The 12,550-nt window shown below is 75.8% G+C and carries 10 protein-coding genes; 3 read left to right on the top strand and 7 right to left on the bottom strand.

All coding sequences use genetic code 11. The features are described 5' to 3' along the window. Positions 1-24: 24 nt before the first annotated feature. Both ACH45N_RS23910 and ACH45N_RS23905 read right to left on the bottom strand, forming a co-directional pair. Positions 25-225, bottom strand: coding sequence for a Trm112 family protein (locus ACH45N_RS23910; RefSeq protein WP_377227869.1), 201 nt, complete (start codon positions 223-225; stop codon positions 25-27). Continuing rightward, a complete protein-coding gene (locus tag ACH45N_RS23905; RefSeq protein WP_397398446.1) occupies positions 222-1,715 on the bottom strand; it encodes a phosphomannomutase/phosphoglucomutase in 1,494 nt (497 codons plus the stop codon). Before ACH45N_RS23905 ends, ACH45N_RS23910 begins: the two co-directional genes overlap by 4 nt. Before the next feature lie 121 nt (positions 1,716-1,836). On the opposite strand from ACH45N_RS23905, the gene manA reads away from it, so the two are divergent. Further along, on the top strand, positions 1,837-3,087 hold the full coding sequence (gene manA / locus ACH45N_RS23900) for a mannose-6-phosphate isomerase, class I (protein WP_397398445.1): 1,251 nt from the start codon (positions 1,837-1,839) through the stop codon (positions 3,085-3,087). Between the two features lie 174 nt (positions 3,088-3,261). Here the strand turns inward: manA and ACH45N_RS23895 are convergent, their stop codons facing one another. From ACH45N_RS23895 to ACH45N_RS23880, 4 genes are read right to left on the bottom strand one after another with little or no spacing between them, the layout of a single operon-like run. Then, entirely contained in the window at positions 3,262-3,624 is a 363-nt protein-coding gene (locus tag ACH45N_RS23895; protein ID WP_026366101.1) for a DUF3499 domain-containing protein, read from the bottom strand. Positions 3,625-3,676: 52 nt separating this feature from the next. Further along, positions 3,677-4,762: a lysylphosphatidylglycerol synthase domain-containing protein gene (locus ACH45N_RS23890; protein ID WP_397398444.1), complete on the bottom strand. Its 1,086-nt coding sequence runs from the start codon at positions 4,760-4,762 to the stop codon at positions 3,677-3,679. Continuing rightward, on the bottom strand, positions 4,759-5,937 hold the full coding sequence (locus ACH45N_RS23885) for a glycosyltransferase (RefSeq protein ID WP_397398443.1): 1,179 nt from the start codon (positions 5,935-5,937) through the stop codon (positions 4,759-4,761). The genes ACH45N_RS23890 and ACH45N_RS23885 overlap by 4 nt, the downstream gene beginning before the upstream one ends. After that, positions 5,934-6,944, bottom strand: coding sequence for a glycosyltransferase family 2 protein (locus tag ACH45N_RS23880; protein WP_397398442.1), 1,011 nt, complete (start codon positions 6,942-6,944; stop codon positions 5,934-5,936). The genes ACH45N_RS23885 and ACH45N_RS23880 overlap by 4 nt, the downstream gene beginning before the upstream one ends. A gap of 166 nt (positions 6,945-7,110) precedes the next feature. Between ACH45N_RS23880 and ACH45N_RS23875 the strand changes: the two genes are divergently transcribed. After that, a complete protein-coding gene (locus tag ACH45N_RS23875) occupies positions 7,111-8,757 on the top strand; it encodes a phospholipid carrier-dependent glycosyltransferase (RefSeq protein ID WP_397398441.1) in 1,647 nt (548 codons plus the stop codon). A gap of 1,414 nt (positions 8,758-10,171) precedes the next feature. On the opposite strand, the gene ACH45N_RS23870 is transcribed toward ACH45N_RS23875, so the two are convergent. Continuing rightward, positions 10,172-11,809 (bottom strand): DUF2142 domain-containing protein, encoded by a 1,638-nt coding sequence (locus tag ACH45N_RS23870; protein WP_397398440.1) that lies wholly within the window; start codon positions 11,807-11,809, stop codon positions 10,172-10,174. 86 nt (positions 11,810-11,895) lie between these two features. Here ACH45N_RS23870 and ACH45N_RS23865 point away from each other — a divergent pair, with 86 nt between their 5' ends. Then, positions 11,896-12,543 (top strand): metallopeptidase family protein, encoded by a 648-nt coding sequence (locus ACH45N_RS23865; RefSeq protein ID WP_397398439.1) that lies wholly within the window; start codon positions 11,896-11,898, stop codon positions 12,541-12,543. Positions 12,544-12,550: the final 7 nt, after the last annotated feature.

Here is a 12,550-nt window from a genome sequence, read left to right as displayed (position 1 = left end):
CCGGCTGCTCGCCCGTCCGGCCGCTCAGAGCGGGCGGGCGTCCGACTCCAGCAGCACCGGGATGCCGTCGCGCACCGGGTAGGCCAGCGGCCGTTCGGGATCGGTCGAGTGCAGCTCCGGCTCGCCGCCGGGCCCGACGCCGTCCGTCAGGGTCGCCCCGGTCACGGGGCAGCGCAGGATCTCGCGCACCCACGGCTCCAGCGCCTCGGTCTTGGCAGTGCTCACGGTGTCTCTTCTCCCTCGGCCGGCTCGGCGGCCGGATCACGCACGAGCGACAGGACGTCGTCGCGCACCTTCTCCATGATGTCCTGGTCGGCCGCCTCGACGTTCAGCCGCAGCAACGGCTCGGTGTTGGACGCGCGCAGGTTGAACCACCACTGCGGGTGCGACTCCCAGTGCGAGACCGTCACCCCGTCCAGGGTGTCCACCACGATCCCCGGATACGCCGCCCGGTACGCGTCCAGCACCCGCTCGGTCGCCGCCGCGGCGTCCGGCACCGTCGAGTTGATCTCCCCCGATCCGACGTACGGCTCGAACATCTCGGCCAGCTCCGACATCGTGTGGTCCTGCGTCCCGAGCGCGGCCAGCACGTGCAGCGCGGCCAGCATCCCGGTGTCCGCGAACCAGAAGTCGCGGAAGTAGTAGTGCGCGGAGTGCTCGCCGCCGAACACCGCGCCGTGCCGGGCCATCTGCGCCTTGATGAACGAGTGCCCCACCCGGGTGCGCACCGTCTCCGCGCCCGCCGCGGACAGCAGGTCCGGGACGGCGTGGGACGTGATCAGGTTGTGGATCACCGTCGGCGTGCGGCCGGCGGTCAGCTCCTTGGTCACCTCCGCGAGCCCCACCAGGGCCGTGATAGCGGACGGCGAGACCGCGCCGCCCCGCTCGTCCACCACGAAGCACCGGTCCGCGTCGCCGTCGAACGCGAGCCCCAGGTCCGCCTCGTTCGCCACCACGGCGGCCTGCAGGTCGATCAGGTTGGCCGGCTCCAGCGGGTTGGCCTCGTGGTTGGGGAACGTGCCGTCCAGCTCGAAGAACAACGGCACCACCTCCACCGGCAGCCCCGCCAGGCCCGCGGCATCGCCCAGGACGGCAGGGACCGTGAGGCCGCCCATGCCGTTGCCGGCGTCGACCACGACCTTCAGGGGCCGCACGCCGGACAGGTCCACCAGCTCCCGCAGGAACCCCGCGTAGTCGGCGAGCACGTCCTGCTCGGTCACCCGGCCCGGCTCGGCGACCGGCTCCGGGAGCCCGTCGTCCAGATACCCCTGCGCCAGCTCCCGGACCTGCGCCAGACCCGTCTCCTGCCCCACCGGACGCGCGCCCGAACGGCACAGCTTGATCCCGTTGTACCGCGCCGGGTTGTGGCTCGCGGTGAACATCGCGCCCGGCACGTCCAGCCGCCCCGACGCGAAGTACAGACCATCCGTGGAACACAACCCGATCAGCGTGACGTCCACGCCCTGACCCGTCACGCCCCGCGCGAACGCATCCACCAGCTCCGGCCCGGAGTCCCGCATGTCCCGGCCGATCACCATGGCGGGCCGGCCCGCCGCGGCCTCGTCGGCGTCCGCGGAACCGGCGCCGGCGTCCGCGAGGACGACCGCGCGGGCGAACGCGGCCCCCAGGGCCTGCGCCACGTGCGGGGAGAGCTGGTCGGGGACGACACCGCGTACGTCGTACGCCTTGACGAGGGTGCTCAGATCGATGGCCACGCCGCCAGCCTACGGAACGCGGACGGCCCACCGCGATCAGGGGTGCCCCCCATCCGCGGGTCGGGGTGCCCCGACCACCCCTGTCCAGGAACCGGATGTTTCGTACGGTTATCCTTGCGCGGTGCTTGCGATTGCCCAGTTCCACTCCCCGCTCCCGCTGACCAACACGATCCAGCGGTACGACTGGGGATCCGTCGACGCGATCCCGCACCTGCTCCGCGCGGAACCGGACGGTGAACCGCAGGCGGAGATGTGGCTCGGCGCACACACCAGCGCGCCGTCCGTCAGCGCGATCGCGCGCGACGGCGAGGTCGACCACGTCGCCCTCGACCGCCTGGTCCGCGAGGCGCCCGTGCAGACGCTCGGCCACCGGGTCGCGGAGCAGTTCGGCCCGCGCCTGCCGTACCTGCTCAAGGTGCTGGCCGCCGGCAAGGCGCTGTCGCTCCAGGTGCACCCCTCGCCGCGGCAGGCCCGGGAGGGCTTCGCGCGCGAGAACAAGGCCGGGATGCCGCTGACCTCGCCGAAGCGGTCGTTCAAGGACGACCAGCACAAGCCCGAGATGATCGTCGCGCTCTCGCAGTTCGAGGGGCTGGCGGGCTTCCGCACGCCGCGCACCATCCTCGACGTGCTGGAGGGCCTGGCGGGTGACATGGTCGCCGGCGTCCGCGCGGCCCTGCTCAACGACCGCAGCCACGACGGCATGCGTGAGGCGTTCAACCACCTGCTCTCCGCGCGTGCCGACGAGGCCTGCGCCGCCGACATCGAGGCGACCCTCGAGTCGGTCCGGGCCCGCCTGGCGGCCGGCTCCCCGTTCGAGCGCGCCGACCGCACCGTGATCGACCTCGCCGAGCAGCACCCCGGCGACCCGGGCGCCATCGCGTCCCTCATGCTCAACCGGTTCTCGCTGGAGCCGGGCGAGGCCGCGTTCACGCCCGCGGGCGTGGTGCACGCCTACCTGTCCGGCGTCGGCATCGAGATCATGGCCAGCTCCGACAACGTGCTCCGCGCGGGCCTGACCACCAAGCTCGTGGACGAGGAGAACCTCGTCGCGTGCACCGTGTTCGCCCCGCAACAACCGTCCGCCCCCGAGGTGACGACGGCGGGCAGCCGCGGGCAGGTGCACACCTACCGTGTGCCGGTCACGGAGTTCGCGCTGACCACCGCCGACGTCGACCCGGGCGAGCCCGTGGCGCTGCCCGCGACGGGGCCGCGCATCCTGCTGTGCCTCGACGGCGAGCTGGTGCTCACCGCCGACCGCTCCGAGGAGGGTCCGCAGCGCCTGGCGCAGGGCGAGTCGGTCTTCGTGCCGCACGACGCCGGCAACCTGGAGCTCTCGGGCGCGGGCCACGCGGTCTGCGCCTGGGTCCCCTGACCCGCCGCGGCGCTGCACGCCGGACGACGCGCGGTTCGACCACGCGGTTCGGATGATCGGCAGAAGGTCAGGTGATCGGCACCCCGGGGTGCCGATCACCTGACCTTCTGCCGATCACCGACCCTTTTGCCGATCAGCCCGGCGCGGGCACGCCGGCCACAGCGCGGCCGACCGTCAGGCCGAGTTGTCGTCGTCCGCGCGCAGCACGCGGAGGTGGCCGCGGCGGGCCGTCTCCGTCACCGTCGGCGGTTCTGCCGGACGACGCCGGCGGCCGGCCTCGCGCACGGCGTCGGCCAGCGCGGACAGGTCGTCGGGGCTCGGCCCCGCGTCCTCGAACTCGGGCATGAGGCGCACCACCTCCCACCCGCGCGGCGCGGTCAGCCGTTCGGCGTGCTCCGCGCACAGGTCGTAGCTGTGGGGCTCGGCCAGGTGCGCCAGCGGACCCAAGACCGCGGTCGAGTCCGCGTACACGTACGTGAGCGTCGCCACGGCCGCATTGGTGCAGGCCGAGCGCGAACACTGTCTCACCGATCTCACGCGCCGAGACTACGCCGCTGACCGGGTAGGACGCGCCGAACACGCCGGGCATTCACGGGCGTAACGGCGGTGATCCGGCACGAATTCGTCCGGCAGCCCGGGCGAGCAGCAGCCCCGCACCCGCGAACGCCAGGTCGACGAGGGTCAGGACCACCCGGCTGACGAGCACCGCGAGCCCCGCCGCCGGGCCCGGGAGCACCCCGGCGAGCACCGCCGCGAGCACCAGCTCGCGCACGCCCGCGCCCGCCGGCGCGACCACGAACAGGAACCCGGCGGTCCACGCGAGCGCCCAGCCGCCCGTCGCCAGCGCGAGCGTCCGGGCGGTCGGGGGCAGGCCCAGCCCCAGGCAGAGCACCCAGAGCTGCAGCCCCGCCACCAGCCAGCCCGCCACCGACCACGCGGCGGCGCGACCCAGGCCGCCCCAGGTCATCGAGGGTTCCGGCGTGCCGCGCCGGGCGAGCCGCAGGGCCACCGTGATCAGCCGGTTCAGCACGGGCGGCGCGAGGACCACCACGACCACCGGCGCCGCCCACACCACCCAGGACCACGCGCCGAGCGCGCCCGCGGACACGAGCGGCAGCGCCACCGCGCCCACCGCCGCGCCGGAGGCGACGGAGACCGCGACGGCCACCAGCATCGCCGCCGCCGACCGGGCACGCGGCACGCCGTGCCCCGCCCCGACCTCGGCGGCGGCCACGACGTTCCACACCCCGCCCGGCACGTACTTGCCGAGCTGGCTGGTGCCGAAGACCGCGACTGCGCCGCGCAGCGGCAGCGGCGAGCCCAGGTCGGCCAGGACGGCGCGCCACGCCAGCAGCGTGCACCACACGTACAGCACACCGAGGACGACGACGAGCGCCACCTCGCCCCCGGACAGCCCGGCCGCGGCCCGCACCAGCGCCTCGCGGTGGGCGACCACGTACCAGAGCGCGAGCGTCAGGGCGACGCCGAGAGAGCCCCACCGCACCCAGCGCGACCGGAGCGCCGCGAGCACGCGCACCGACATCGGACGACGGGCCGGCAGCGGACGACGGGCCCCGGACCGCGACCCGGGGCCGGCGCCGTCCGCCGCGGGCGAGCCGGCCGCCCCCTCCGCCGGGACCTCGACGCCGGCCGGCGCTGTGCGGGGCTCGCTCACGAGACGCCCCGGCGCCGCAGCTCGGCGACCAGCGGCTCGGCGACCGCCGGGGGCCGGATCCGGTCGCGCCCGCGCGCGGCCCGCTCCCGGGCGTCCGCCAGCGCCCCAGGGGTGCCCAGCCGGACGAGCTCGGCCGCGAGCGCCGCGGCGTCGGCCGCCGGGACCAGCTCGACGTGCTCCCCGAGCGCGCGGCGCTGCGGCGGGGTGTCCGCGGTGATCACGACGCAGCCGGCCGCGAGGCCCTGGTACACCTTGTTGGGCACCACCCGCAGGCCCTTCGGGGTGTCGCTGAAGATGCCGAGGCAGACGTCGTGCGCGGCGACCAGGGCGGGCAGCGCGCCGGGCTCGACCCAGTCGTGCCAGGTCACGCCCGGGGTGTCCGCCAGGATCTCGCGCGTGCGCGGCAGGTCCTGGCCGGCGCCGACCATCGTGACGCGCAGGGGCGCGCCCGCCGCGACGGCGTCGCGCACCGCCTCGGCGATCACGGGTGCGCCCTGGAGCGGGGTGTACAGCCCGTAGAAGACGACGGACAGGTGGTGCCCGTCGGACGCGTCGGCCGCGCCGGCCCCGTCGGACGCGCCGGCCCCGTCGGACGAGCCGGCCCCGCCGTCCGGCCGCGACCCCGCCGGCGGGGCCAGGGTCTCGCTCGCCGTCCGCCACTCGTCCGGGGCACCGACCAGCACGACCACGCCCTTGCCGGGGTCGGGGAGCATCCGCCGGTGCTCGTCGGTGTCGGTGACCACCACGTCGGCGCACGCAACGGCCAGCCGGTCCAGCCCGGTCAGCAGCCGGACGCGCAGGCCGGCGGCCCCGCGGTCGGCGGCCGTGTCCCCGGCGAAGACGAGGTGGTCGAGCACCACCGTGGAGCGGGGGTACAGCAGCCGGGCCAGGAGCACGTCGAAGTGGCCCAGGTACCCCACGAGCACCGCCGCGGGCCGGCCCTCGGCCTGCCGGTGCCGCGCGGCGTCGCCCACCAGCGCGGCCCAGCACCGCAGCAGTCGGGCGGCGAGGACGGGCAGCCGCCAGGGCTGCTGCAGCATCCGGACCCGTTCGGCGGTGGACAGGCCGAGGGGGCGGTTCAGCTCGGTGACCTTGATCCCGTGGGCGCGCAGCCCGGCGACGAGGACGGCGGTGCGGGGGTGCCGCGCGGCGTCGTAGGTGCCGAAGGTGATCACTGGGCGCCCGCGGGGACGTCCGCGAACCCGCCGTTCTGCGCCCCGCCCGGCGCGGCGGGACCCGTCGTCGTGCCGTACTGCACCTCCTTGAGGCGCTCCAGCGTCTCCTCCAGCAGCACGCGGTTGGTGCGCTGGAGGTCGGCCAGCACGAGCAGGGCGAAGCTCAGCAGCGCGCCGACCATCGACGTCGCCCCGAGCACGATCGACTGGAGGTGCTGCCCGGCGGTGCCCGTCGCCAGGAGGACGGCGTACCGGCCGAACGGCACCAGCGCGCCGAACGCGAACAGCAGGCCGAGCGTGACGAACACCGTGTGCGGCTTGAACATCACGTAGGACCGGCTGATGGCCTGGGCCGACTTGGCGATGTGCTGCCACATGCTCGTGAAGAGCCGGGACTCGCGGGTCTTCGGGTTGGTGGTGACCGGCAGGCTCGCGATGCGCATCCGCTTGTGCCCGGCCTGGATGATCGTCTCCATGCAGTAGCTGAACTGCGTGACGACGTTGAGCCGCAGCAGCGCACCGCGCGAGTAGGCGCGGAACCCGCTCGCGGCGTCGGGCAGGTCGGTCCCGGCGGCGAAGTTCACGACGGCGCTGCCCGCCTGCTGCAGCAGCTTCTTGAGCGGCGAGAAGTGCGCGATGGTGGCGGTCTGCCGGTCGGCGATCACGATGTCGGCGTTCCCGAGGACGACGGGCAGCACCAGGTCGCCGATCCGTTCCTGCGGGTACTGGTTGTCGCCGTCGGTGTTCACCACGACGTCCGCGCCGTGCCGCAGCGCGTAGTCCACGCCGTCGCGGAACGACCGGGCCAGGCCCATGTTCCGGGTGTGCCGCACGAAGTGGCGCACGCCGAGGCGGCGCGCGACCTCCACGGTGTTGTCCGTGGACCCGTCGTCGACGACCAGGATCTCGATCTCGTCGACCCCCGGGATGCTGCGGGGGATCGTGGCAAGCACGTCAGGAAGGGTCTCTTCCTCGTTCAAGCAGGGAATCTGCACGAACAGCTTCATGGCCCTGTGCCTTCGATGAGCAGTGTCCGGAGGAGCAGTGACTGGCTTCACGAGCGTAGGAGCGGTACATGACCAGAGCGTGAACACTGCGTTCCCAGGAATGACTGTTACCCGGCCGTGACCAGGGCGCCCGGTCGGGGCAACCTGCCGTGGCTACCCTGCACGCGTGTCCCGACCCCGCACCGTCCCCGGCGTGGTGTGGCTGATCGTGCTCCTGCACCTGGCCGTCATGCTCGCCCAGACCGCGGTCTTCCCCAATGTCCGCTCGCCCGACGAGCGCCAGCACGTGGACCTCGTGCTCCAGGTGCGGCAGGGCGACGCCTGGCCGTGGCCCGGTCCGGGCACGGCCTACGTCACGCGGGGCGTGACGGCGGGCGGCTTCGTCGGGGCCGACAGCCTGGACGGGCCCCAGCACCTGGCCGACCGCGACGACGTCCCGCCGCGCGGCGAGCGCCCGTCGTACCGCGCGGCCGGTGGCTCCGCCACCCTGACGGCGGAGGGGGCCGACGGGCGGCAGGAACCGGTGTTCAACCAGCTCGTGCAGCACCCGCCGCTGTACTACCTGCTGGGCGCGGGCGTCGTGGGCCTGGTGCCCGGGTGGCAGGATGCCCCGCTGGACCAGGTGTGGCTGCTCCTGCGCTGGTGGAACGCGCTGCTCGCGCTCCCGCTGCCGCTGCTCCTGTTCGCGACGGCGCGGCGGCTGCGCCTCCCCGAGCCCCTGCCGGTCGCGGCCGCCCTGGCCCCGCTCGTGGTCCCCGAGCTGACGCACCTCGAGTCCGCGGTGAACAACGACAACCTGCTGGTGGTCCTCGGCGCGTGCGCCACGCTGCTGGTGGCGCGGGTCCTCACCGGTGACCTGGGCCGCCGCACGGCCCTGCTGCTCGGGCTGGTCTCGTCGCTCGCGCTGCTGACCAAGGGCTTCGCCCTGATGTTCCCCGCGTGGGTCCTCCTGGCCTACGTCGTCGCCGCCTGGCGGCACCGCCGCGCCGGGCAGCTCCGCTCCGCCGCGACGTCGCTGCTGGTGGTCGCCGTCGTCACCGTGCCGGGGATCGCGTGGTGGGTGCGCAACGTGGTGGTCCACGGCATGCTCCAGCCGCACGGCACGCACGTCACCCCGCCCGACCTCACGCCCGTGCACGGCTGGTCAGACGGCGGCGTCACCTGGCTCGGCCGGTTCGCCGAGCGCATGGTCACGCTCTTCTTCGTCCAGGACCACGCCGCCGCCCGCGCGCACGACGCGTCGTGGTGGGCGGCCCGCGTGGCGCTCGTCCTCGTGGTGGCCGGGATTTCCGCCGCCCTGGTGCGCCGGCCGCTCCCCCGGCCCGACGCGCTCGTGCTGCTGTTCCCCGTGCCCGCCCTGGCCGGGATCGTCGCCCGCGGGTCGTGGGAGCAGTTCGCGGCGTTCGGCGACGTGGGCGCCGCGCAGCAGGGCCGTTACCTCTACACCGGCCTCGTCGGGCTGCTGGTCGTCGCACTGGCGGGCGCCGCCGTGCTGCGGGCCGGGTGGCGCCGCGCGACGCCGGCGGCGCTGCTCGCCCTCGCCGTGGGCATGCACGCGGCCTACCAGTACGACGTGTGGTGCCTGTACTGGTGGCCCGCGGACGGCGGCCCCGGCGCGCTGGGCCGCGCTCTGGGCGCCGTCGGCCACTGGTACCCCGTCCCCGCCGCGGTGCTCGGCGCCGTGGTGGCCGCCGGGGTGGGGCTCGCCCTCGCCGTCACGGTCTCGGTGGTGCGGACCGCCGTCGCCCCCGGGCCGCCGGACGACGCCGCCCGGAGCCCCCGCGCCGACGCCGACCCGGTGCCGGCCGCATGACCGGGCTTCGAACCGGGCTTCGAGCCGGGCTGCGTACCGGGCGGAGGACCGGGCGGACGCGGACCGGGCTGACGGGTACCGAGCGGGCCGAACGCCTGGCCCTGCTGCTCGCGGTGCTCTCCGGGATGCTCCTGTCCCTCACCGTCGCGCTGGCCGACGCGCCCTACGCCACCGGCGACGAGCCCCCGCACGTGGACTACGCCTACCAGGTGTGGCACGGCGGGCTGCCGGTCTTCGAGGACGGCCTCGTCCTGCGGCCCGACGGCGCCTGGCTCGCCCCCGTGCAGTGGACCGCCCAGCATCCGCCCCTGTACTACTTCCTGATCGCCCCGCTCGTGGGCCCCCTGGCGGACGCCGGCCACCCGGTCGCCGCCGTCTACGCGGCCCGCGGCGTGAACGTGCTGCTCAGCGGCGTCCTCGTGCTCGCGGCGTGGTGGAGCGCGCGCCGGCTGACCCGGCCGGGCAGCGCGCTGCCCCCGCTCGTGGCGTTCCTCGCGGGGGCCATGCCGGCCGCCGCGCACGTCGGCGGCAGCGCGTACAACGACCTGCTGGCCGCCACCGGCGTGACCCTCCTGTTCGGGCTGGCCGCGACGGCGGTCCGCCGCGGGCTGGACGGCCGGCTGATCACGTGGCTGTCCTTGGTCGCGGCGGCGTGCGCGCTGACCCGGCTGTCCGCCGCGCTGACCGCCGCCGTGGTCGCGGGCGTCGCCCTCGCCGCCGGGGCGGTGCGGGCCGCGCAGGGCCGGGGCCGGTGGGCGCACGTCGTCGCGCTGGCGCTGGCCGGCCCCGGCGCCGTGCTGGCCGGCAGCGGCTGGTTCTACCTGCGCAACCTGGAGCTGACCGGCACCGTCACCGGCTCGCACTTCGACTGGGCGCTGGCCCACCAGAACCGGCAGGAGCGTCCCGTGTGGGCGGTGCTCGCCGACCCGGAGACCTGGACCCGCCTGCCCGACCTGTTCTGGTGGGCCGGGCGCCTGCCCCCGAACACGGCGCTCACGCTCACCACGATGATCGTCACCGCCGCGCTGCTCGTGTGGACACCCCTGGTGCTCGCGCTGGTGACAGCGGTCCGACGGCGGCGGGCGGGCGCACGGGGCCTCACCGCCCCCGCGCCGCCGGGCTGCCGCGACCAGCACGGCGGCGCACCCGCCCACCGCACGGACCGGCTGCTGCTGCGCGCCCTGCCCGCCGTCGCCGTCGCCGTCTCGGTGACCGTGCAGGTCACGTACGCCGCCAGCAGCGGCGGCGTCTACCCGCGCTACCTGCTCGTGGTCTCGCTCCCGCTGTGCCTCGCGGTCGCCGCCGGCCTGGCGGTGCGGCCACGGCGGCTCGTCCCCGCCTGGACCGCCGTGACGCTGCTCGACCTGGCGGTCTGGCTCACGGTCGAGCTGACCACGCCCGCGCCGCCGGGGTACTACGCCGAGCTGCCGCTGCCGGCCGCCGCCGCGGGCGTGCTCGCGGCCGGGGCGGTCGCCGCGTCCGCGGCGCTCGCGCTGCGGGCGAACCGGGCCGTGGCCATCACGGCGGCGGTCCCGCCGGCCACGACCGCGAGGCCGACCAGCACGAGCTGAGGGCCCGTCAGCGGGCTCCACCCGGCCCAGCGGGCCGCGGCGTCGGCCACCGACTCGCCCGGGCCCTGGTAGAAACCCCAGAACCCGTAGGCGAGGCCGCTCGCCGCGGCCAGGCCCGCCGCGGCGACCACCCACGGGGTCGCGCGGCGCAGGCGCGCTCCGAGCAGGGCGAGCAGGCCCAGCGCCACCCCCGCGCTCAGGGCGAGGAGGCCCGCGAACAGGTAGCGGCCCTGCACCGCGGAGATCCAGCCGTGGGCCGCGTAGTCGGGCCAGGCGTTGACCAGCACGCCGCACCACAGCGCCGCCGGCTGCAGCAGGAGCACCGCCGTGGCGCGCCGCGCGGGACCGCGCACCACGGCCAGCGCGCACAGCGCGGCGACCACGACGGCCGCCGTCCAGAACACGGCGTCGGGCAGGCGGACCTCCAGCCAGCCGAAGTTGCCGAAGAACGACCTGGTCAGGCTCGTCACCACGGTCCGCAGGAAGTACCAGAGGCCCCGGGACTCCGCCTCGGGGAATCGGTCCGGGATGCCCACGGGCTGCACCGTGCCCAGCACCAGCAGGTTGCGCAGCCACCACCAGCCGCCGACGACGAACGCCGTGCCGCCCGCCAGCAGGGCACCGGCCACCCGCCGGCCGCGCGGGCCGGACGCCAGCAGGTACGCGGCCCCGACCACGGGCAGCGCGAACGCCGCCATCACCTTGGTGAGCAGCCCCAGGCCCACCGCCGCGCCGAGCGCGACCGCCGTCCGCGCCCCCAGGCCGCCCGTGAGCACGCGGACGGCGAGGTACGCGGTCGCCGCGCCGGTCAGCGTGACGAGGGCGTCGTTGGTGACGCTGCCCAGGATGTGCGCCACCTGCGGCACGAACAGCGTGAACGACGCCGCCACCAGCGCCGCCGCCCGCGACCCCGACAGCCGGCGAGCGGCCGCCGCCGCCAGCAGCGGCAGGGGCGCCAGCAGGACGACGTCGAACAGCCGCAGCGCCAGCAGCTGGCGGTCCCACCGCGCCTCGGCCAGGCCCGTGGCGTGCAGCACGCCTGCCGCCACCGCGTAGTACAGCGGCGGGTGCTGGGTCATCTGGTCCACGGCCTCGGTGTCGAGGTGCCGCGTGGCGGTGCCCGGCGGCAGCGGGTCGGCCAGGGCGTTCGCGCCGGTCACCCTGGCGCGTTCGGTGTCCGGGGTGGGCGGCACGCCGACGTACGCCGGGATGCCCTCGCGGTCCAGGTGCCGCCCGGGCACGTCGGTGTCCAGCGCCGCCTGCTCCCGCGCCGCGTCGACGGCGGGGCCCACCAGCGCCTCGCCCGCGGGCGGCCAGCCGCCGCCGTACGCGAGGCGGAGCACGCTGTTGACGTGCTGCGGCTCGTCCGGGGCGCGGAACGCCGGGGTCAGCACCGCCCACAGCCCGCCGACCAGGACGACGAGCGCGGTGACCAGCGCCAGGGCTCTGCGGTACGCCGCCTCGGCGGGATCGTCGCGCACGGCCACAGGATAGGGGTGCGAGGTGAAGCGGGCGCCGCGTCGTGGCGATGACCGACCGCACCCCCGATCCGACGTATCGTCAGGAGGTGCCTCCGTTTTCTCCTCGCGGCCGGAACCGGCGGTCGGGCCGTGGCTCCGGCCCCGCCGGCAGCTCGTCCAGCGGCTCCTCCGGCAACGGCTCCTCCGGTACCGGCTCCGCCGGCGGCTCACCCGGCCCCAGCGGGGTCTCCCAGGCCTCGCAGGCCGACCTCCTCCGGCTCGCCGCCGCCCGCCCCGGCTCGCCCGGCGAGGCCGGCGGGCAGTCCACCGGGGAGGATGCGGGGCCGCGGCGGCGGGACCGGCGCGGACGCGGGCTGCGCGGCCCGATGTTCCCGCCGGGCACCCCCGCGCACCGCACCCGGGCGCAGCGGTTCGACGAGCTCGTGCTCGACGTCGTCGAGGACCTCGACCGGACGTGGGCCACACACCTGCAGGGCACCGAGTTCGCCGTGGAGGACGTGCCGCCGTCAGACCCCGCGCCCTGGGAGGACGGCGGCGTGCTGCTCGGCCGGTTCTTCCCCGCCGAGGCCGGCCGCCCCGGCCGCGTGGTGGTCTACCGCCGCCCCGTGGAGGTGCGGGCCGTCGACCTGGACGACCTCGCCGACCTGGTGCGCGACGTGGTCGTGGAGCAGGTGGCGCACCTGCTGGCCCGCACGCCCGAGGAGATCGACCCGAACTTCGGCGAGCGTTCCTAGTCCGGAC

The organism is Promicromonospora sp. NPDC019610 (assembly GCF_044389365.1).
Lineage (GTDB): Bacteria > Actinomycetota > Actinomycetes > Actinomycetales > Cellulomonadaceae > Promicromonospora.
Note: the sequence above shows the minus strand (reverse complement) of the source record. Positions and strands in the feature narration are given on the sequence as shown.